This window comes from Actinoplanes sp. NPDC026623 (assembly GCF_040638275.1).
Classification (GTDB): domain Bacteria; phylum Actinomycetota; class Actinomycetes; order Mycobacteriales; family Micromonosporaceae; genus Actinoplanes.
Genome location: NZ_JBEZXZ010000008.1, coordinates 1 through 21106 on the forward strand (window position 1 = coordinate 1; position 21106 = coordinate 21106).

A 21106-nucleotide genomic window follows, 5' to 3' on the forward strand; every position below is an offset into this window, starting at 1 on the left:
TATGTTTGCTGCGCGTTTTTCATTTTCGCCGCCCCCCCACATTAACCCCCTAAAAACACCTAAAAACCCCCCCCCGGTCAAAACTCGGGGGGGGGGGGCTCCCCCCCCCCCCCCTGGGCCCCCCCCCCCCCACCGCAGTGGGAGCTGGTGCCGTCCGATGGCCCGGACGGCACCGGGATGCCTGGTGCGTCAGGCCGACTCGGCCAGCGTGGCCTTGACCGTCTCCCGCTGGCCGTTGCGGGTGAAGTCGATCGTCAGCTGGTCGCCGACCTTGGCGCTCTGAATGATGGCGACCAGGTCGTCGGAGTCGTTGACGGGCTTGCTGCCCACGGAGAGGATCACGTCGCCCTGCTCGATGCCGGCCTTGGCCGCCGCGCTGTTCGGGGTGACCTCCTTGACCAGCGCGCCGCCGCCCTCGGCCTCGGTGACGCTCACGCCGAGCGCCGGGTGGCTGACCTTCTCGCCCTTCATCAGCGACTCGGCCACGGCCCTGGCCTTGTCGCTCGGGATGGCGAAGCCGAGGCCGATGTTGCCCGAGCCCGAGCCCGAGGTGGCGATCGCGGAGTTGATGCCGATGACCTCGCCGTTGGTGTTGACCAGCGCGCCGCCGGAGTTGCCCGGGTTGATCGGGGCGTCGGTCTGCAGCAGGCCCGACATCGAGGTCGCGCCGGAACTCTGCTGCTGCTGCTCCTGGCCGCCGAACGGGTTCTGCGGGGTCTGCTGGTCCTCGCCGCCGGCCCGGATGGTGCGGTCCTTGGCGCTGACGATGCCCTCGGTCACCGAGCCCTCGAGGCCGAGCGGGCTGCCCAGCGCGAGAACCGTGTCGCCGACCTGCATGTTGGCGCTGGAGCCGAACTTCGCCGCCGTGAGGCCGGAGACGCCGTCGGCCTTGATCACCGCAAGGTCCGTACGCGGGTCGGTGCCGACGATCTTCGCCTGGGCCTTCTTGCCGTCCGCGAAGATCACGGTGACCGTGTCGCCCTGCGCGGTCGCGACCACGTGGTTGTTGGTGACGATGTAGCCGTCCGCGGTGAGGATGACGCCGGAGCCCTCGCCGGTCTGTGTGGTGATGGACACAACGCTGTCCTTGACGGCCGCCACGATCTCGGCCATCGACGAGTGGTCGACCACGCGGGTGACCGCCGAGTTGCTGGTCTGCACCGAGCCCGGGGCGTCGTCGTGCAGCGCGAGCGCGGAGGCCGCGCCGACGCCGCCGGCGGCGAGGGCGATGAGGACCGCGGCCGCGCCGGCCACGAAGATCTTGCGGCCCCGGCCGGACCGCGCGGGGTCGCGCTCCTCGGTCCCGACGGCCTGCGCCCAGGCCGGGACCTCCGACTGCGGCGGTACGCCGCCGCCGGGCGCCCAGGTGCCGGGCATGCCGGCCGGGCCGTGCGCCGAGGGCTGGGACTGCGGGGCGTAGGGGCCCGGGTAGGGGTGCTGGTGCGGCTGGGCGGTCTGGTAGGGCTGCTGGCCGTAGGGAAGCTGCTGGGTCGGGTACTGCCCGGTGTGCTGCCAGGGCGACGCCTGCCACCCGCCGGACTGAGGAGCACCCGACTGCGGGATGCCGGACTGCGGCGCGGCCGACTGCGGCGCGGCCGGCTGCGGGATGCCGGGCTGCGGTGCCGCCGGCTGGATCGGTGCCTGCTGCTGGGCCGTGACGTCGGACTGTTCCCGCTCCGGGTTGCTCTCGCGGGAGGTGTCCGCCGGCCGGTGCGACTGCTCCTCTGACGGGGAGTTCTCGTGCCGCTGCGGGTTGGTCTCGTACTCGCTCATGGGAACAACCATGCCCTCACCCGCTCCGATTGACCTGTGTTGACCCTGAATGTTCTCTGTGAATGGGGCAGGACGGCGGAAGTCATGATTCGTCGGGAACCAGCGCGGGCACCGAGACCCGGAAGGTCGCGCCCTCGCCCGGCTCGCTGAGCACCTCGACCGTGCCGTGGTGCGCCCGTACGATCGCCGCCACGATGGCCAGACCCAGGCCCGTACCGGTGGCGCTGCGGTCCGTGCGCCGGGTCCGCGCCTCGTCGGCCCGGTAGAAGCGTTCGAAGACGTGTTCGCGCTGCTCCGAAGAGAGCCCGGGACCGGTGTCCCTGATCTCGACAACGGCCCGGTTGCCCGTTTCCGGATAGAGCGAGAGCGTCACCGACGCCTCCGGCGGCGTGTGCACCAGCGCGTTGGTCATCAGATTGCCGATGACCTGCCGCAGGCGCGCGTCGTCGCCGTAGGCGACCAGCTTCTCCGGCGACTCCCGCACATCCAGCTCGATCGTGCGCTCGGGCGCGGTGGCCTGCGCGGCCTGCACCGCGTCGACGGCCAGCACCGTCAGCTCCACGGGCGCCAGCGCGATCGGCCGCTCCCGGTCCAGCCGGGCGAGCAGCAGCAGGTCCTCGACGAGCAGGCCCATCCGGGCGGCCTCGTCCTCGATCCGGCGCACCAGCTTGGCGACGTCCTCCGGGTCGCCGACCGCGCCCTGGCGGTACAGCTCGGCGAAGCCGCGGATGGAGGTCAGCGGGGTACGCAGCTCGTGGGAGGCGTCCGCGACGAACTGCCGCATCTTCTCCTCCGAGCGCACCGCGCGGGCCTCCGACGCCCGAGCGGCCTCGGCGGCGTCGCGGGACTGCGACTCGGCGGCGCGGGCCGCGGTCTCGGACAGCGCCCGGGCGGTGAACGCGGCCTCGATCTGGGCGAGCATCCCGTTCAGGGCCCGGGAGAGCCGGCCCAGCTCGGTCCGCGGCTCCTCGACATCCGGTTCGGGATCGGGTACGCGCTGAGTGAGGTCGCCGGCGGCGATGGCGGCCGCGGTCCGCTCGATCTGCCCGAGCGGAATGAGGCTCTGCCGCACCACCGCCGCGCCGACCGCCGCGAGCGCGAAGAGCACGCCCGCGCCCACCAGCGTGTCGACCCAGATCAGCCGGCTGATCGCCGCGTCGATGCCCTGCAGCCGCTGCCCCACGTGCAGCACCGTGCCGTCCTTCATCCGGGTGATCAGCATCCGCCACACCACGCTGCCGTCGGTGGACCTGACCGTGAACGGCTTGTTGAGGTGCTTGGCGACGTCCTTCTGGCCCTTGACCAGCGGCGGCAGCTGGGTGCCCCGCAGCGAGTTGTCGTACTTGAGGTCGCCCGGGTCGCCGATGCCGTCGACCGAGGTCGCGTACACGTAGTAGTCGGCGGGCATGATCACCCGCTCGTCCCCGACGAGGCTCTCCAGCGTGACCGTGAACCCCACCAGCCCGGTGTCCAGCCGGCTGATCATGTAGCTGTGCAGCGCGTACGTGCTGGCGGCGCTGATCAGGGTCAGCGCCGCGAACACCAGCGCGAGGACCGCGGCCACGAGCTTGGTGCTCAGCGGCACCCGGCGCAGGCTGTTTTGCAGCGGGACGTGGCCGCGGAGCCGGTCGGAGAGGGTGGCAGTCACGAGGTTGCTCAAGCCGCCGGTTTGCGCAGCACGTAACCGACGCCGCGGAGCGTGTGGATCAGCCGCGGCTGCACGTTGTCCACCTTGCGCCGCAGGTAGGAGATGTAGGACTCCACGATGTTGTCGTCGCCCCGGAAGTCGTACTTCCAGACGTGGTCGAGGATCTGCGCCTTGGAGAGCACCCGGTTGGCGTTCAGCATCAGGTAGCGCAGCAGCTTGAACTCGGTCGGCGACAGCTGCACGCGCTGCCCGGCCCGGTAGACCTCGTGGGTCTCCTCGTCCAGCTCCAGGTCGGCGAAGACCAGGCGCGAGGGCTCGTCGTCGCCGGCGGAGGTGCGGCGCAGCACGGCCCGGATCCGGGCGGTGAGCTCCTCGAGGCTGAACGGCTTGGTCACGTAGTCGTCGCCACCGAGCGTCAGGCCCCGGATCTTGTCCTCGGTGCCGTCCCGGGCGGTCAGAAAGACGACCGGCGTCCGGGTGCCGCCCTCGCGCATGAGCCGGATGACCTCGAAGCCGTCGAGGTCGGGCAGCATCACGTCGAGGACGACGAGGTCGGGAGTGGCGTTCTTGGCCGCGCTTACGGCGGCGCTGCCGCTGGTCGCGGTGCTTACATCGAATCCGGCGAAGCGCAGGCTGGCGGAGAGCAGCTCGAGGATGTTCGCATCGTCCTCGACGACGAGGAGCTTCGCCTCGCTCTGCTTTCCCTGGGTCTGAGAAGCGGCCATGGGACCATCTTCACCCAGTGGCCTGCACTTACGCTGCGCAGTACCTGAAAGTTTTCTGTGAGGCAGCTAGGCGGCAAGATCAAATGTGCCGAGCGGCAATCCGGTCGTCGCCTGCGCCGCCCTGGCCAGCGATCGCCGATCCGCGCCGGCCGCGGGGTGCAGCGGGGGCGCTCCGACGAGGGTGACCGTCAGCCCGCGCGTTCCCGCCACTCTCCGGACCGAGGACCACAGCGTGTCGTCGCCGACGAATGCCGCCGCCGGCGACGCGTACCGGATGGAGATTGGCACGACCGGGGCACCCGCGTCCACCGCCGCCTGGAACACGGCCGGCCGGAAGCGTCCGCTCTCGGCGCCGCAGAACGTCGTACCCTCCGGAAAGGCCGCGACCGAATGGCCGGCCCGCAGCGCCGCCGCGATCTCGGCGACCGTCGCCGGCAGGCGCTTCGGCCGGGTCCGGTCGACGAAGATCGACCCGCTCGCGACCGCGAGCGCGCCTATACCCGGCCAGCCGCGCACGTCGTGCTTGGCCAGCAGCCGGACCGGCGCCACCGTGTGCAGCGCGAGGATGTCGAGCCAGGAGACGTGGTTGGCCACGAGCAGGCTGCCGGGCCGCGGCGCGGGGCCGCGCCACACCAGCGAAACCCCGAGGGCCGCGAGGATGCCGCGGGACACCGCCCGTGCGGCGGCGTGCCGCCCGAACGGCGCCAGGACAAAGGCCCAGATGAGTACGCCGAACAGCGCCGACAACCGCAACACCCGGGTGGCGGCTCCCACGGTCCGCTCGCCCCCGGGCCGGCACCGCGGACCACACGCCGAGGTCGGCTGCCAGATCGCCGAGGTCATCGGATCGCCCCGAGGAAGTGCCGCCGGTAGCGCGGGTCCATCCGGTCCATGGAGAACAGCAGGTAGAAGTCGGCGGTCCGGAAGTCCGGGTCGTAGGCCGGCTCGCCGCAGACCCAGCTGCTCAGCCGCAGATAGCCCTTGAGCAGCGGCGGCGGCTGGGTCTTCGGGTCGCCGACGAGTTCGGTACGGGCGAGCCAGGAGTTGCGCGGCCGGACCCGTAGCGCGGGCGGCGAGAGGTGCCGGGCCGAGACCCGGGCCCAGACCCCGGCCGCGGTCGCCCCGCCGTCCTCGAGGCCGACCGACGCGCAGCCGCCGAGCCAGCGCAGGTTGTTGAGGTGCAGGTAGCGGGCGAGGCCGGCCCACATCAGGTTCACCACGGCACCGGAGCGGTGGTCCGGGTGCACGCAGGAACGCCCGGTCTCGACCAGTTGGTCGCGCAGCGGGCTCAGGCCGCTGAGATCGAACTCGCCGTCGCCGTAGCGCCGGCCGGCCCGCGCGGCGCCCCGGGGCGTCATCATCCGGTAGGTGCCCACGACCTGGCCGGTCGAATCGTCGCGGACGATGAGGTGGTCGCAGAAGTCGTCGAACTCGTCGACGTCGCGGCCGTCGGAGGTGGCCCCGCGCAGCGTCGCGCCGAGCTCGCCGGCGAAGACGTCGTGGCGCAGCCGCTGCGCGGCCGCGATCTCCTCGGCGCCGGCGGCGATGAGCAGTGAATAGCCGCTGGTCCCGGTGGAGGCGGCGGCGGTCATGAGTACCGTCATGAGACCTGTGTAAGGCCCGCATCTGCCGATGGCGTGTCGGTCCAGGTGGCGGCGGATGACCGGTACGTGAACGGATTTGTGCACGGCTCGTCCCGCGTGTCGCACCCGTGTGAGAGCGTCGGTGACATGCAGATCGCCTCCCGCTACAACGGTCCGCCCGGGTCGGGCAACGGCGGCTGGTCCGCCGGCGCGTTCGCCGTGGCGGCGGGCGCGGGCGCGGACGGCCGGGCCTTCGAGGTGACACTGCGGGTGCCGCCGCCGCTGGACACCCCGCTGACCGTCGCGGACGGCAAGGTCGCCGGGCCCGACGGCACGCTGATCGCCGAGGTGGTGCCGGTCCCGGACGCCGGCACCGGGGTGCCGCCGGCCTCTCTCGCCGCCGCCCGCGCCGCCGCCGACGGCTACCCGGGCTTCGCCGATCACCCGTTCCCCACCTGCTTCGTCTGCGGGCCCGAGCGCCCGGACGGCCTCCGGATCTTCGCCGGCCCGCTGGCCGACGGCCGGATGGCCGCACCCTGGGTGGTCCCGCCGGACGTGTGCGTGGAGACGATCTGGGCGGCGCTGGACTGCCCCGGCGGCTGGTCGGCGCTGCAGTCCGGCCAGGTCTACCTGCTCGGGCGCATCGCGGTTGCCGTCGACGCCCTGCCCGAGGCGGGCAGCACCTGCGTGGTTGTCGGCGCGGCGGCGGCGGTGCAGGGCCGCAAGGCCGTGGTCGATTCCTCGGTCTACGCACCGGACGGCGGCCGCATCGCCACCGCACGGGCCACCTGGATCGCGGTCAAGGCGGTAGGTTGAGCCACCCAGCCGAGCGGGAGGATTGAGCGTTGCCGACAGACTCCGAGGAGATCGTCGTCTCCAGCCTCACCAAGCACTACAAGGCGCTGCGCGCCGTCGACAACCTGTCCTTCACCGTGCACTCCGGGCGGGTCACCGGCTTCCTGGGCCCCAACGGCGCGGGCAAGACCACGACGCTGCGCATGCTGCTCGGCCTCGTCACGCCGACCGCCGGCACGGCCACCTTCTCCGGCACCCGCTACGCCGACCTCGACCAGCCGATCCGCCACGTGGGCGCGGTCCTCGAGGCGTCCAGCGCGCACAAGGGCCGCAGCGGCATCAACCACCTGCGGATGATCTGCATCGCCGCCGGGCTGCCGCCGGAGGCGGCCGACGAGGCGCTCGCCCGGGTCGGGCTGACCCCGGCGGCCAAGCGCAAGTTCAAGGGCTATTCGCTGGGCATGAAGCAGCGGCTCGGCATCGCCGCGGCGATGATCGGCAACCCGCGGGTGCTGATCCTCGACGAGCCGGCCAACGGCCTCGACCCCGAGGGCATCCGCTGGCTGCGCGACCTGCTCAAGGCGCTGGCCGCCGAGGGCCGCACGATCCTGGTCTCGAGCCACCTCCTCAGCGAGATGCAGCAGCTCGCGGACGACGTGGTGATCATCGCCGCGGGCCGGCTGATCCGGCAGGGCCCGGTCGGCGAGGTGCTCGGCTCCATGTCCGGCGACAGCCAGGTCCGGGTGCGCACGCCGCAACCCGGCGTGCTGACCGCCGCGCTCGCCGCCGAGCGGGCCGGCGTGACCACACTGCCCGACGAGGCGCTGCTGGTCACCGGCCTGGACGCCGCCAAGATCGGGCACATCGCCTTCACCGCGGGCGTCGAGTTGCACGAGCTGGCCGGGGAACGCGCCGACCTGGAACAGGTCTTCCTACAGCTCACGGCCGGAAAGGCGGGCATCCGATGAACCTCGTCAAATCCGAGCTGTTCAAGATCCGGTCCACCTCCACCTGGTGGATCTTCGGCCTGGTCACGCTGGTGCTCTGGGCGCTGGCCCTGCTGGCCAACTGGGCCAGCAGCAGCATCAGCGCCGGCGTCGACCCGGCCGAGCAGGGGCTGAACCCCGACGAGACCGAGCAGCTGCGGGTGGCGAACGCGGCCGTCAACGTGGCGACGAACCTCTACACGAGCGGCCAGTTCTTCGGCGTTCTGATGGTGATGTTGCTGAGCGCCATCGTCGTGACCAACGAGTTCTTCCACCTGACGGCCACGACAACCTTCCTGGTGACGCCGCGCCGGGAGCGGGTCGTCTACGCCAAGCTGGCCGCCTCGGTGATGTTCGGCGTCGGCTTCTGGCTCGCCTCCACCCTGCTCAACCTGCTCTTCGTGCCGTTCATCCTCAAGGCGCTTGACATCGGCACGCAGCTGGGCGAGCCCGCGATCTGGCGGGCGATCGGCCTCAACGCCCTCGCATACGCCCTTTGGGCGATTCTCGGGGTGGGCGCTGGGGTGCTGATCCGCAGCCAGCTCGGCGCGACCATCACGCTGACCATGGTCTACGTGGTCGGCTCCTTCGGCGCGTCCCTGTTCTTCGCCCTGCTCTCGCCGCGGCTCGGCGACTGGTTCAGCAAGCTGCAGGTGCTGGTCCCGCCGCTGGCGTCGCAGCTGATGATCTCCGGCACCGAGCTACCGGGCAATCCGCCCCGCTGGGTCGGCGCCGTCGTGCTGATCGGCTACGCGGCGTTCGCGGGCGTTCTCGGCACGTGGCTGATAAAGAGGCGCGATATCACCTGATCGTGTTCGGCAGGTAACACGTCTCCCCTGCGCCCTGGCAGTTCGTCACACACTGGACGTCCGGATGGCCGCGCGAATCTCACGGCGTAGCCTTGACGGCGATTCCTTTCGTCCCGTGTGACGAATCGTCGCGTGCTGACAACATGGTGAAAGAGGCGAACACGGCAGTGTCGACCCAGCAGACTTCGAATGACAATCCACTCGCGGACTTCGGACCCAACGAGTGGATCGTCGACGAGATGTACCAGCGCTACCTGGCCGACCCAGCCAGCGTCGATCCCGCCTGGCACGATTTCTTCGCCGACTACAAGCCGGCCATGGCCACGGGCTCGATCGCTACCCCTGACGAGGCGACCGCCGCCAACGCGAAGGCGACCGCCGCGAAGGCGGGCACCGACGCCCCCGCGGCCGCGACCATCGCGCCGGAGAAGCCGACGGTCCCGCCCGCACCGTCACCCGCCGCGGCCGCACCCGCCAAGCCGGCGGCCACGCCGAAGTCGGTCGCGGCGAAGACCCCGGCACCGGCGGACTCCTCGAAGGTCACCACGCTGCGCGGCGTCGCCGCCCGCATCGTGCAGAACATGGACGCCTCCCTCGAGGTGCCCACCGCGACGTCCGTGCGCGCCGTCCCGGCGAAGCTGCTGGTCGACAACCGCATCGTGATCAACAACCACCTGGCCCGCGGCCGCGGTGGCAAGGTCAGCTTCACCCACCTGATCGGCTGGGCGCTGGTCCGCTCCGTGATGGCCCACCCGGAGATGAACAACTCGTTCGCCGAGGTGGACGGCAAGCCCGCGCTGGTGCAGCCCGAGCACATCAACCTGGGCATCGCCATCGACCTCGCCAAGAAGGACGGCAGCCGCGCCCTGGTCGTGCCGTCCATCAAGAACTGCGAAAAGATGGACTTCCGCAAGTTCTGGCAGGCATACGAGGACGTGGTCCGGCGCGCCCGCCGCAACGAGCTGACCATGGACGACTACGCCGGGACGACGATCTCGCTGACCAACCCCGGCGGCATCGGCACCGTGCACTCCATCCCGCGCCTGATGACCGGCCAGAGCGCCATCATCGGCGTCGGCGCCATGGAATATCCGGCGCCCTACTCCGGCATGTCCGACGAGACGCTGACCGAGCACGCCGTCAGCAAGGTCACCACGCTGACCAGCACCTATGACCACCGGGTCATCCAGGGTGCGCAGTCCGGCGAGTTCCTCAAGGCGATGCACCAGTTCCTGCTCGGCGAGCAGGCCTTCTACGACGACATCTTCACCTCGCTGCGGATCCCGTACGAGCCGGTGCGCTGGGTTCGCGACGTCGCCCGTACCTCCGAGGGGCAGATCGACAAGGCCGCACGGGTGGTCGAGCTGATCCACGCGTACCGGGTGCGCGGTCACCTGATGGCCGACACCGACCCGCTCGAGTTCGAGATCCGCCGGCACCCCGACCTGGATGTGCTCCAGCACGGGCTGACCCTGTGGGACCTCGACCGGACGTTCCCGGTCGGCGGCTTCGCCGGCAAGCAGAAGATGAAGCTGCGCGACGTGCTGGGCGTCCTGCGCGACACCTACTGCCGCCGGGTCGGCATCGAGTACATGCACATCCAGGGCCCCGAGGAGCGGCGCTGGATCCAGGACCGGATCGAGATCAAGTACACCAAGCCGGACCCCGAGGAGCAGAAGCACGTCCTCAACCGGCTGAACGCCGGCGAGGCGTTCGAGACGTTCCTGCAGACCAAGTACGTCGGGCAGAAGCGCTTCTCGCTCGAGGGCGCCGAGTCGCTGATCCCGCTGCTCGACGAGGTGCTGCAGGCGTCAGCCGAGGGTGGCCTCGACGAGATGGTCATCGGCATGGCGCACCGCGGCCGGCTCAACGTGCTCGCGAACATCGTCGGCAAGCCGTACGAGAAGATCTTCAACGAGTTCGAGGGCCAGATGGACCCGAAGTCGGCTCACGGCTCCGGCGACGTCAAGTACCACCTGGGCCAGACCGGGAAGTACACGACGCCCGACGGCACGAGCTCGACGACGGTCAGCGTGGTGGCGAACCCGTCGCACCTCGAGGCCGTCGACCCGGTGCTCGAGGGCATCGTCCGCGCCAAGCAGGACCGCCTCGACCTCGGCCTGCACGGCTACACGGTGCTGCCGGTCCTGGTGCACGGCGACGCCGCGTTCGCCGGCCAGGGCGTGGTGGCCGAGACGCTCAACCTCTCCCAGCTGCGCGGTTACCGCACCGGCGGCACGATCCACGTGGTCGTCAACAACCAGGTCGGCTTCACCACCGCCCCGGAATACAGCCGCTCATCGCTCTACTCGACCGACGTGGCCCGGATGATCCAGGCGCCGATCTTCCACGTGAACGGCGACGACCCCGAGGCCGTCGTCCGGGTGGCCCGGCTGGCGTTCGAATACCGCCAGGCGTTCAACAAGGACGTCGTGATCGACCTGGTCTGCTACCGCCGCCGCGGACACAACGAGGGCGACGACCCGTCGATGACCAACCCCCGGATGTACCAGATCATCGACACCAAGCGCTCGGTCCGCAAGCTCTACACCGAGGAGCTGATCGGCCGCGGCGACCTCACCGTCGACGACGCCCAGGAGCAGTTGCGCGACTACCAGGCCCAGCTCGAGCAGGTCTTCAAGGCCACCCGGGACTCGGCCGGATCCCCGCCGCGCCCGCGGCCGGCCCGGACCGACGAGCCGGAGCCGCAGGTCGACACGGCTATCGACGCCGCCGGCGTGCGTGCGGTCGGCCAGGCGCACCTGGATCTGCCGGAGGGCTTCACCCCGCACAAGCGGGTCCAGCAGCTGCTGGACCGGCGCGCCAAGATGTCCGCCGACGGCGGCGTCGACTGGGGCATGGGCGAGCTGATCGCGTTCGGCTCGCTGCTGAACCAGGGCGTCACCGTCCGGCTGGCCGGCCAGGACTCGCGCCGCGGCACGTTCACCTCGCGGCACGCCGCGATCGTGGACTCCGAGACCGGCAACGACTTCCTGCCGGTGTCGACGCTGGCCACCGGCAACGCCCGCTTCTTCGTGCACGACTCGCTGCTCAGCGAGTACGCGGCGATGGGCTTCGAGTACGGCTACTCGGTCGAGAACCCCGAGGCGCTGGTGCTCTGGGAGGCGCAGTTCGGCGACTTCGTCAACGGCGCCCAGTCGATCGTGGACGAGTTCATCTCCTCCGGCGAGGTGAAGTGGGGCCAGCAGTCGTCGCTGGTGCTGCTGCTCCCGCACGGCCAGGAGGGGCAGGGCCCGGACCACTCGTCGGGCCGCCCGGAGCGGTTCCTGCAGCTCTGCGCGCAGGACAACATGCGGGTCGCCAACCCGACCACCCCGGCGAACTACTTCCACCTGCTGCGCCGCCAGGCCCTGTCCCCCAAGCGCAAGCCGCTGATCGTCTTCTCGCCGAAGTCGCTGCTGCGGCACAAGCTGGCGGTGTCGTCGGTCTCCGACTTCACCACGGGCAGGTTCCAGCCGATCGTCGGCGACGCCGGCGTGAACGGCACGCCGCTGAGCGACGGCGAGGTGAAGCGGGTCCTGCTCTGCTCGGGCAAGGTCTACTACGACCTGTTCCAGGCCCGGGCGGAACGCGGCATCACCGACACGGCGATCATCCGGATGGAGCAGATCTACCCGCTGCCCGTCGAGGAGCTGAAGGCCGTGCTGAACCAGTACCCGAACGCGGAGGACTTCGCGTGGGTGCAGGAGGAGCCGGCCAACCAGGGCGCCTGGTCGTTCGTGGCACTCAACCTGCTCGAACACCTCGACGGCGTACGCCTGCGCCGCATCTCGCGCCCGGCGGCGGCCGCACCGGCCGTCGGCTCGGCGAAGATGCACGAGGCCGAGCAGTCGGCCCTGGTCGAGGCGGCGCTCCCGCGCCCGTGACCGTCTGTTAGAAAAAGGGCGCCCCGCAACACGCTGCGGGGCGCCCTTTCACCTGTTGGGAGAGACCGTGTACTTCACCGACCGTGGCATCGAGGAACTGGTCGAGCGGCGCGGCGAGGAATCCGTGACGCTGGAGTGGGTCGGCGAACAGCTCCGGAACTTCGTCGACGCCCACCCGGAATTCGAGACGCCGATCGAGCGCTTCGCGACGTGGCTGGCCCGCGCCGACGATGACGACGAGGAGTAGGCCGCGAGACCGGGCCGCGCGACTGTGCCGGGCCGCGACTGTGCCGGGCCGCGACTGTGCCGGGCCGCGACTGTGCCGGGCCGCGACTGTGCCGGGCCGCGACTGTGCCGGGCCGCGACTGTGCCGGCCGCGCGACGTTGAGCGGGGCGCGACGTTGAGCGGGGCGCGACGTTGAGCGGGGCGCGACGTTGAGCGGGGCGCGACGTTGAGCGGGGCGCGACGTTGAGCGGGGCGCGACGCCGGGAGCCGGGGCCGATCCGCCGCGTCGAGGCGGACCTCGGCGCGGAGATCGACCGCGATGCGTGGTGGGCGAAGATCCCGGCGATCGCGGCCATCCTGGAGCACGGCCTGAACATCCCGGCGGGCGTGACGTTCCTGGTCGGCGAGAACGGCTCGGGAAAGTCGACGCTGATCGAGGCCCTGGCCGCGGTGCACGGCCTCAACCCGGAAGGCGGCTCGCGCGGCGCCCGGCACAGCACCCGGGTGACCGAGTCGCCGCTGGGCTCCGCCCTGCGGCTGATCCGGACGCCGGGCCGGACGGTGAACTCCTACTTCCTGCGCGCGGAGACCACGCACGGCCTCTACACCTATCTGGAGGAGCTGCCGGGCCCGCACCCGGACACCGACCTGCACGACCGCAGCCACGGAGAAGGCTTCCTGGAGCTGCTGGACCGCAAGTTCCGGGGCTACGGCTTCTACCTGATGGACGAGCCGGAGGCTCCACTGTCGTTCACGTCGACGCTCGGCCTGCTCGCCCGCCTGGACGCGTTGCGCGAGAAGGGCGCGCAGGTCGTGGTGGCGACGCACTCGCCGGTGCTGACGGCGCTGCCGGGCGCGACGATCCTGGAGCTGGGCGCGCACGGAATCCGGCGGGTGAAGTGGGACGAACTGGAGATCGTCGCGCACTGGCGCCGCTTCATGGAACGCCCCGACGGCTACCTCCGCAACCTGCTCCAGTAACCGTCGCCGGGATCGCGATCCCACCGTGAGCCGGCAGCTGCCCAGCCACGGCGGCGACCCCACGCTCGGCCCTTGCCATCACACCCCGCCCAGCCACGCCGTAACCCCGTCCCCCGCCCCCCGCCCCCGGCCCCGGCCCGGCCCCGGCCCCGCGCTCAACCCGCGTCCAGCCACGCCGTGACCCGCGCCAGACCTCGACCCCGACCCAACGCTCAGCCCGGGGCCAACCATGCCGTGACCCGCGCCCGCCCCGGCCCCACGCTCAACCCGCGTCCAGCCACGCCGTGACCCGCGCCCGCGTCCGCGCCGACCCAGCCTCACGCTCAACCCGGGTCCAGCCACGCCGTGACCCCGCGCCCGGCCCTAGGCTTCTGCCCCGGGCTCGCCCTCGCGCGACGCGGTCTCAGCGGTAGGCGGCTGCCTGCAGGGCGAACAGCTCCGCGTAGAGGCCGTCCCTGGCCATCAGGTCCCGGTGGGTGCCGGCCTCCGCGATGCGGCCGTCCGCCACCACCAGGATCAGATCCGCCATGCGCACGGTGGAGAAGCGGTGGGAGACCAGCACCGTGATGCCGCCCGTGCGGCCGCCCACCTCGCGGGCGGACTGCGCGTAGCGCTCGAACAGCGCGTGCTCGGTCAGCGGATCCAGCGCCGCCGTCGGCTCGTCGAGCAGCAGCAGGAGCGGTTCCTCACGCATCATCGCCCGGCTCAGCGCCACCCGCTGCCACTGACCGCCGGACAGCTCCTCGCCGTCCTCGTATGCCTTGCCCAGATGCGATTCGAGGCCGTCGGGAAGGCGGTCGATCACCATCTGCGCGTCCGCCCGATGCACCGCCGTGTGCACCGCGCCGGGGTCGTCGACCCGGGGCAGGTCGCCGACGCCGATGCTCTCCCGGGCCGGCGCGTCCAGCTTGACGAAGTCCTGGAAGCCGGCCGCGATGCGCTCGAGCCACCGGTCCGGATCGATGCGGCGCAGGTCGACGCCGTCCACGGTGATCTCGCCCGAGGTCGGGCGGTAGAACCGGGACAGCAGCTTGACCAGGGTGGACTTGCCCGCGCCGTTGTCGCCGACGATCGCCACCGTGGTGCCGGGCGGGATGTGCACGGTGACGTCGCGCAGCACGTCCGTGTCGGTGCCCGGGTAACGGAACGCCACGCCGTCGAAGTTGATCCCCTCGGCCAGCACCGGCGGGACCGGCCGGTCCGGCACGATCGGGTCGGCCGCCAGCGCCGTGGCCCGGCGCAGCCAGCGGACCCTCGCCAATGTCCTGGCGTTGCGCTGCAGCGCGCCCGCAACCGCGACCACGCCGGCCGCCTGCGCATTGGTCTGCACGGCCAGGGTGATCACGAGGACCACGTCGCCGACCGATCGCTGCCCCGCGATCGCCGAGCGGACCACGACCACGACCGCGGCCACGTAGCCGATTGCGAAGACCAGCTGCCCGACCAGACGCAGGCCGAGCCCGAACACCTCGGCCCGGCGCAGCCGGACCTCCTCCTCGCGGCGGGCGCGGGCCTGGCGCTGCCGCAACACCTGCTGCAATCCGAACAGGCGGATCTCCTTGGCCGCGGCCGAGCTGACCGCCAGCTCGAGCAGATGCCAGCCGAGCCGCCGCACCTCGGCCGTCGCCAGCTCGGCGCGCTCCAGCCGGGCCTCGGCGATCCGTCCTGCGATCAGCGGCGGCACGGCGAACAACGGCAGCAGAAGCAGCCACGGCTCGAGCCGTGCGAGCAGGAAGGCGGTCAGCAGGATCTGCGCGGAGAGCGTGATGGCCGTGAGGACGGTCTGCACGCCGCCGGCTATCTCCCAGCTCTCCTTGCGCAGCAGCTCCATCCGGTCGGCGTAGTCCTGCCGCTCATGCTGGTCGATCGCGGTCGTGCCGTGGGCGAGGCCGCCGATCTCCCGCTCCACGCGCAGGTGGTGCAGGTCGGCCAGCTCGAAGAAGAAGATGTGCGCGAAGTGCTCCATCGTGAGGCTCAGCAGCGCGACCAGTGCCACGGCGACGGCCGACCAGACCGCGACGGTGGTGTCCCCGCCGAGCGCCGCATCGGTGGCCACCGAGAGGAAGACCGCGATCAACGGCGCGCTCACGTTGCCGATCAGCATCAGGAGCGCGGAGATCAGCAGCCGTTCGCGGCTCGCCTTCCAGGAGGAGCCGAGCACACCGGTGATCCCAAGCCATAGGTCACGCATCGGCGGCCTCCTCGATCAGATCGTCATCGGCGCTTCCGGCCCGCGGACCGATCGCGTCGCCGCCCGGCCCGACGCCGCCCGCGGCCGCGCCCTCGCCGCCCCGCCCGACGCCGCCCGCGGTCGCACCCTCGCCGGCGAGGGCGGGGTCGTCGGCGAGCGCATCGCCCTCGGGCGCGCCGTCGGCGAAGCGGGCGGCCTGAAGGGTGAACAACTCCGCGTATCGGCCACCCGCGGCGAGCAGTTCTCCGTGGGTGCCGGACTCGATCACGCGGCCGTGCTCCAGGACCGCGATCCGCTTCGCCCGGCGGACCGTGGAGAAGCGGTGCGAGATCACCACGCTGGTCGCGCCGCGGGTCAGGTCGAGGAAGCGTTCGAAGAAGGCCACCTCCGCGCGCGCGTCGAGGCTGGCCGTCGGCTCGTCGAGCACGAGAACCCGGGCGCCGCCGTCGACCGCGATCAGCGCCCGGGCGATGGCGATGCGCTGCCACTGGCCGCCCGAGAGGTCGGCGCCGTCGGTGTATTGCCGGGAGAGCGGGGTGTCGAGCCCGGCCGGCAACCCCGTCACGAACTCGAGGGCACCGGCCCGGCGCAGCGCGTCCTCGATCGGCGCGTCGTCTCGCAGGCCCCCCGCGCCGAAGCCGACGTTGTCGCGGACGGGGAGTTCGAAGTGGACGAAGTCCTGGAAGATCGCGGCGATCTTGCGCTGCCAGGCCGCGCCGTCGAAGGTCCGGATGTCGACGCCGTCGACCGTGATCCTGCCGGACTCGGGCTCGTAGAGGCGGGCGAGCAGCTTGACCAGGGTCGTCTTGCCGGCGCCGTTGAGCCCGACGATGGCGAGCGAGTCGCCGGCCGGGATGACCAGGTCCAGCCCGTCGAGCACCGGCGGCGCGTCCGGGGTGTAGCGGAAGGTGACGCGCTCGAACCGGATCTCCCTGACCGGCAGCTCGGCCGGCGGGAGCTCGCTGCCGCCCGGGTCGGCGGCCGCGGCGGTCAGCTCTCCGAGGCGGTTCAGCGCCTTCTGTGCATTCATTCCGTACTCGGTCTGGACGTCGGACTCCGCGATGAACGCGCCGATCCGGATCGAGGAGAGCGCCGCCTGCATCACGATCATGAACGCGCCGATGCCCAGCACTCCGGTCGCGGTGGCGCCCGCCGCGGCCGCCAGGGCGCCGCCGAGCAGCACGAACGCGCTCAGCGTGTAGAGCACATACGGCCCGTAGAAGATCCGGCGACGCTGCTGCCAGACTGGCAACGAGCTCGCCATGAAGGCCCGCGCATAGCGCTCGCCCACCCAGTCGAGAAGGCCGAAGATGCGGATCTCCTTGGCCGCGACGGCGGTGAAGAGCAGGTCCCGGAAGTAGAAGCGCTGCCGGCGGACCCGCTGATGCGACATGAAGATCCGGCCGAAGACGGAGAGGCCGACCCGGTAGCCGAAGCGGATGATCAGGCCGGCGAGCAGCACCGCGGCGCCGGCCCACGGGGCGTACACGATGGCGACGACCACCGCGGCCGCGACCGTCTGCAGGTAATGGGAGAGCAGGGCGACGAAGCCCGCGCAGGCCGCGCCGGGTGACCAGGTGGCCATGCGCAGCATGTTGACGCCGTCGGCGGCCTGGTCGAGCACCTCGGGGTCCTCGAGGATGGCGATGCCCGGGCCGGCGAAGGAGTCGGCCATCAACCGGTCGCGCACCCGGTCGTCGATCCGCCGGCGCAGCACGTCACCGAGGAACGCCTGCACCGGCAGCAGCAACTGGACGGCGAAGAAGAGCGCCGCCGCGGTGATCAGGTGATCGCGCAGCTGCTGCCAGGCCGGCGAGTCGACGCCGCCCTCGACCGCGGCCGGGACGCCGGCGATGACCCCGGCCGTGGCCAGCACGAAGCCGATGGGCAGCAAGCCCGCGAGGACCTGGAGCAGCGTCGCGCTGCCGAGAGCGGCCGCACCGCCGCTGGGCAGCAGCCGGACCATGACGCGGCGCTGGGACCAGCGCCCGCGCATCCCGCTGGTGAACTCGCGCCACACCGACCTGCTGACCAGGTCGTCCACGCTTTGATCGACCATCACCACCCCCGAGGTATCGATCAGGAGCACGAACCTACCGGTTACCACCGACGAGAATCGCCCCGATTTCGTCGGCACCGACCGGCGGACCCATTCAAGGAGATCGAATTCGGCGCCGCGGAACCGGCGGCGGCGCGGTGAGGACGGCGAACGGCAGTTATCCACAGGCTCGAGCGACCCCGGGGTGGGATCATGTGCTGCCCGGTAGGTTGAGGGCGTGGCAAGCAGCGTCTATGTTGCCGGGCTCGGCCCCGGCGTCGGCAAGGGCACGGTCGCACTCGGGCTCGTCGAGCTCCTGTCCCGGCAGGTCGCCCGGATCGGTGTCTTCCGGCCGCTGGTGCACGGCGCCGGCGCGGACCCGCTGCTGACCCTGCTCACCACCCGCTACCCCGTCGTCGCGCCCTACGCGGAGTCGTTCGGCGTCACCGCGGCCGAGGCCGGCGCGCTGGTCGCCGACGGCCGGCGCGAGGAGCTCATCTCCCGGATCGTCGAGCGTTACCGCGAGCTCGAGCGGCACTGCAGCTCGGTGGTGGTGATCGGCAGCGACTTCTCCGACGGGCAGGACGACGGGCACGACGAGCTGCCCCGCGAGCTGGCCTTCAACGCACGCCTTGCGACCGAGTTCGGCAGCGTGGTCGTCCCCGTCGTCGGCTGCCAGGGCCGGCGCACGGATCTGAACGCGACGGTCCGCTCGGCCTACCACTCCCTCGTCGACCTGAACGCGACGGTCCTGGCGGTCATCGCCAACCGGGTGCCCGACGGGGTGGCGCCCCCGGGCGGCCTGCCGGTCCCCGTCTGGGCCATTCCCGAGGTTGCCGCGGTCGCCGCGCCGACCGTCGCGGAGGTCGCGGTCGCACTCGATGCGACAGTCGTGACCGGCGGCGAGGCGGCCCTCGACCGCGACGTCCTCGACTACGTGGTCGGCGCCGCTCACGTTCCGGCCCTCCTCGACCATCTGACCGACGGCGCGCTGTTGATCACCTCGGGCGACCGGGCCGACCTGCTCGTCGCGGCGAGCGCCGCACACGCCGCCGGCAACGTGACGCTCGCGGGCCTGGTGCTGACCCTCGGGGAGCTTCCCGACCCCCGCGCCGTCCGGGTGATCGAGCGGCTCAACACCGGCCTGGCGATGCTGGTCGTGCAATCGGACAGTTACCACACCATCAGCGCGGCGGGCCGGATCGAGGCCGAGCTCAGCGCCGGCACCCCCCGCAAGGTGGAGGCCGCGCTCGGCGCGTTCGAGACCCATGTGGACATCGCCGAGCTGACCCGGCTCCTCGACGTCACCCGGTCCAGCAGGGTGACGCCGCTGATGTTCGAAAACGACCTGATCGACCGGGCCCGCACCGACCGCCGCCACCTCGTGCTGCCGGAGGGCACCGACGAGCGCATCCTGCGCGCGACCGAGACCCTGCTGCGGCGCGGCGTCGCCGATCTGACCCTGCTCGGCGACCCGGACGAAATCGCCAGGCGGGCCCGCGAGGTGGGCGTCGAGATCGGCGCGGCACGGCTGGTCGATCCGGCCACCAGCGGATGGCGCGACGACTTCGCCGAGCGGTATGCGGAGCTGCGCAGGCACAAGGCGGTCACCCTCGACCTGGCCTACGACGTGGTCCGTGACGCCAACTACTTCGGCACGATGATGGTCGCCGCCGGACTCGCCGACGGCATGGTCTCGGGTGCCAGCCACACGACCGCCGCGACGATCCGGCCGGCATTCGAGATCATCAAGACGGTGCCCGAGGTGTCGGTCGCGTCCAGTGTGTTCTTCATGCTGCTGGCCGACCGCGTGCTGGTCTACGGCGACTGCGCGGTCAACCCCGACCCGGACGCCGCGCAGCTCGCCGACATCGCGCTGTCGTCCGCGCAGACGGCGGCCGCGTTCGGGATCGAGCCGCGGGTGGCCATGCTCTCCTATTCGACCGGCAGCTCGGGCTCGGGCGCCGACGTGGAGAAGGTGGCCGCCGCGACCGCCCTGGTCCGTGAGCGCCGCCCCGACCTACCCGTGGAGGGTCCCATCCAGTACGACGCGGCAATCGATCCTCAGGTGGCGGCCACCAAGCTGCCGGACAGCGTGGTGGCGGGCAAGGCGACGGTGTTCGTCTTTCCCGACCTGAGCTCGGGCAACAACACCTACAAGGCGGTGCAGCGCTCGGCGAACGCCGTGGCGGTCGGGCCGGTGATGCAGGGCCTGCGGAGGCCGGTCAACGACCTGTCCCGGGGCGCGACGGTCAAGGACATCGTCAACACGGTGGCGATCACGGCGATCCAGGCCGCCTCATGAAGATCCTGGTGATCAACAGCGGCTCCTCCTCGGTGAAATACCGGCTCTTCGACGGCACGGCGACGCTGGCCAAAGGCCTGATCGAGCGGATCGGCGAGGAGGGCGGCGAGGTGGCCGACCACGAGGCGGCCCTGCAACGGGTCATGGCCTCGGTCGACCTCGCCGGGCTCGACGCGGTCGGGCATCGTGTCGTGCACGGCGGCACCGAGTTCGCCGACGCGACGGTCATCGACGACAACCTGGTCGCGGCGGTCGAGCGGCTCATCCCGCTCGCGCCCCTGCACAATCCCGCGGCGCTCAGCGGCATCGCGGTCGCCCGCAAGCTGCTGCCGGACGTGCCGCAGGTGGCGGTCTTCGACACCGCGTTCCACCAGACGATCCCGCCGGAGGGCTCGGCCTACGCGATCGACACCGCGCTGGCCGAGCGGTGGCAGATCCGTCGCTACGGATTCCACGGCACGTCGCATGCCTACGTGGCGCGCAAGACCGCCGAGCTGCTGGGCCTGCCCTCGGCCACGGCAAAGGTGATCACGCTGCACCTCGGCAACGGGGCGAGCGCCTGCGCGGTCGACGGCGGCCGCAGCATCGCGACCTCGATGGGCATGTCGCCGCTGGCCGGGCTCGTGATGGGCACCCGCAGCGGCGACATCGACCCGACGGTGATCTTCCATCTGCACCGGGTCGCGGGCCTGCCGATCGACGAGATCGAGCGGTCGCTGACCCGGTCCGCCGGCATGCAGGGTCTCACCGGCGACAACGACATGCGAGCGGTGGAGCATCGCCGGGAGCAGGGAGACCGCGCGGCGACGGTCGCCTTCGACCTCTACTGCCGGCGCATCAAGGAATACGTGGGCATGTACCTGGCGGTGCTGGGCCGCGCCGACGCGATCACGTTCACGGCCGGCATCGGGGAGAAGTCCCCGGAGGTCCGCGCGGCATCGCTGGCTGGGCTGGCGGCGCTGGGCATCGCGATCGACGAGGACCGCAACGGACGCGGCGACCGGATCATCTCGCCGGAGGGCGCGGCGGTAACGGTGTGCGTGGTCCCGACCGACGAGGAGCTCGAGATCGCCGAGCAGGTGGCCGCCATTCTCCCCCGCTGAGCAACGCCCGGCCAGCCCCGACCGCCCGTGCGGCCCGCGCCCGTGCGGCCCGCGCC

The 21106-nt window shown here is 71.6% G+C and carries 15 protein-coding genes; 8 read left to right on the top strand and 7 right to left on the bottom strand.

Features of this window, described 5'->3' with window-relative positions; all coding sequences use genetic code 11:
* Nucleotides 1–189: 189 nt before the first annotated feature.
* The 5 genes from AB0F10_RS03945 to AB0F10_RS03965 form a co-directional block, all read right to left on the bottom strand.
* Nucleotides 190–1773, bottom strand: a complete 1584-nt coding sequence (locus AB0F10_RS03945; protein WP_360620300.1) for a trypsin-like peptidase domain-containing protein — start codon at nt 1771–1773, stop codon at nt 190–192.
* A gap of 82 nt (nt 1774–1855) precedes the next feature.
* Nucleotides 1856–3421 carry a HAMP domain-containing sensor histidine kinase gene (locus AB0F10_RS03950; RefSeq protein ID WP_360620375.1) on the bottom strand — a complete coding sequence of 522 codons (1566 nt, stop codon included), beginning with the start codon at nt 3419–3421 and terminating at the stop codon, nt 1856–1858.
* A gap of 8 nt (nt 3422–3429) precedes the next feature.
* Entirely contained in the window at nt 3430–4146 is a 717-nt protein-coding gene (locus tag AB0F10_RS03955) for a response regulator transcription factor (protein ID WP_360620301.1), read from the bottom strand.
* Nucleotides 4147–4212: 66 nt separating this feature from the next.
* Nucleotides 4213–4920, bottom strand: a complete 708-nt coding sequence (locus AB0F10_RS03960) for a lysophospholipid acyltransferase family protein (RefSeq protein ID WP_360620302.1) — start codon at nt 4918–4920, stop codon at nt 4213–4215.
* 65 nt (nt 4921–4985) lie between these two features.
* Nucleotides 4986–5750 (bottom strand): GNAT family N-acyltransferase, encoded by a 765-nt coding sequence (locus AB0F10_RS03965; protein ID WP_360620303.1) that lies wholly within the window; start codon nt 5748–5750, stop codon nt 4986–4988.
* Nucleotides 5751–5876: 126 nt separating this feature from the next.
* Between AB0F10_RS03965 and AB0F10_RS03970 the strand changes: the two genes are divergently transcribed.
* The 6 genes from AB0F10_RS03970 to AB0F10_RS03995 all read left to right on the top strand — a co-directional run bounded on the left by AB0F10_RS03970 (nt 5877) and on the right by AB0F10_RS03995 (nt 13413).
* Complete coding sequence (locus tag AB0F10_RS03970) at nt 5877–6545, top strand: hypothetical protein (protein ID WP_360620304.1); 669 nt, start codon at nt 5877–5879, stop codon at nt 6543–6545.
* Nucleotides 6546–6574: 29 nt separating this feature from the next.
* A complete protein-coding gene (locus tag AB0F10_RS03975; protein WP_360620305.1) occupies nt 6575–7492 on the top strand; it encodes an ATP-binding cassette domain-containing protein in 918 nt (305 codons plus the stop codon).
* Nucleotides 7489–8319 (top strand): ABC transporter permease, encoded by an 831-nt coding sequence (locus AB0F10_RS03980; RefSeq protein WP_360620306.1) that lies wholly within the window; start codon nt 7489–7491, stop codon nt 8317–8319. Before AB0F10_RS03975 ends, AB0F10_RS03980 begins: the two co-directional genes overlap by 4 nt.
* A gap of 167 nt (nt 8320–8486) precedes the next feature.
* Nucleotides 8487–12206: a multifunctional oxoglutarate decarboxylase/oxoglutarate dehydrogenase thiamine pyrophosphate-binding subunit/dihydrolipoyllysine-residue succinyltransferase subunit gene (locus AB0F10_RS03985; protein ID WP_360620376.1), complete on the top strand. Its 3720-nt coding sequence runs from the start codon at nt 8487–8489 to the stop codon at nt 12204–12206.
* A gap of 52 nt (nt 12207–12258) precedes the next feature.
* Entirely contained in the window at nt 12259–12453 is a 195-nt protein-coding gene (locus tag AB0F10_RS03990) for a DUF6104 family protein (RefSeq protein ID WP_360620377.1), read from the top strand.
* A gap of 222 nt (nt 12454–12675) precedes the next feature.
* A complete protein-coding gene (locus AB0F10_RS03995; RefSeq protein ID WP_360620307.1) occupies nt 12676–13413 on the top strand; it encodes an AAA family ATPase in 738 nt (245 codons plus the stop codon).
* Between the two features lie 403 nt (nt 13414–13816).
* Here the strand turns inward: AB0F10_RS03995 and AB0F10_RS04000 are convergent, their stop codons facing one another.
* Nucleotides 13817–15604 (bottom strand): ABC transporter ATP-binding protein, encoded by a 1788-nt coding sequence (locus AB0F10_RS04000; protein ID WP_360620308.1) that lies wholly within the window; start codon nt 15602–15604, stop codon nt 13817–13819.
* Nucleotides 15597–17693 (bottom strand): ATP-binding cassette domain-containing protein, encoded by a 2097-nt coding sequence (locus AB0F10_RS04005; RefSeq protein ID WP_360620309.1) that lies wholly within the window; start codon nt 17691–17693, stop codon nt 15597–15599. The genes AB0F10_RS04000 and AB0F10_RS04005 overlap by 8 nt, the downstream gene beginning before the upstream one ends.
* A 187-nt stretch (nt 17694–17880) precedes the next feature.
* Here AB0F10_RS04005 and pta point away from each other — a divergent pair, with 187 nt between their 5' ends.
* Together pta and AB0F10_RS04015 are read left to right on the top strand one after the other, a co-directional pair.
* Nucleotides 17881–19947, top strand: a complete 2067-nt coding sequence (pta, locus tag AB0F10_RS04010) for a phosphate acetyltransferase (RefSeq protein WP_360620310.1) — start codon at nt 17881–17883, stop codon at nt 19945–19947.
* On the top strand, nt 19944–21050 hold the full coding sequence (locus tag AB0F10_RS04015) for an acetate kinase (RefSeq protein ID WP_360620311.1): 1107 nt from the start codon (nt 19944–19946) through the stop codon (nt 21048–21050). Before pta ends, AB0F10_RS04015 begins: the two co-directional genes overlap by 4 nt.
* Nucleotides 21051–21106 lie beyond the last annotated feature (56 nt).

Coding starts and splice junctions, on each gene's coding strand:
- AB0F10_RS04000 (WP_360620308.1), bottom strand. CDS start 15,604: ATGCGTGACCTATGGCTTGGGATCACCGGTGTGCTCGGCTCCTCCTGG.
- AB0F10_RS04015 (WP_360620311.1), top strand. CDS start 19,944: ATGAAGATCCTGGTGATCAACAGCGGCTCCTCCTCGGTGAAATACCGG.
- AB0F10_RS03970 (WP_360620304.1), top strand. CDS start 5,877: ATGCAGATCGCCTCCCGCTACAACGGTCCGCCCGGGTCGGGCAACGGC.
- AB0F10_RS03980 (WP_360620306.1), top strand. CDS start 7,489: ATGAACCTCGTCAAATCCGAGCTGTTCAAGATCCGGTCCACCTCCACC.
- AB0F10_RS03965 (WP_360620303.1), bottom strand. CDS start 5,750: ATGACGGTACTCATGACCGCCGCCGCCTCCACCGGGACCAGCGGCTAT.
- AB0F10_RS03945 (WP_360620300.1), bottom strand. CDS start 1,773: ATGAGCGAGTACGAGACCAACCCGCAGCGGCACGAGAACTCCCCGTCA.
- AB0F10_RS03955 (WP_360620301.1), bottom strand. CDS start 4,146: ATGGCCGCTTCTCAGACCCAGGGAAAGCAGAGCGAGGCGAAGCTCCTC.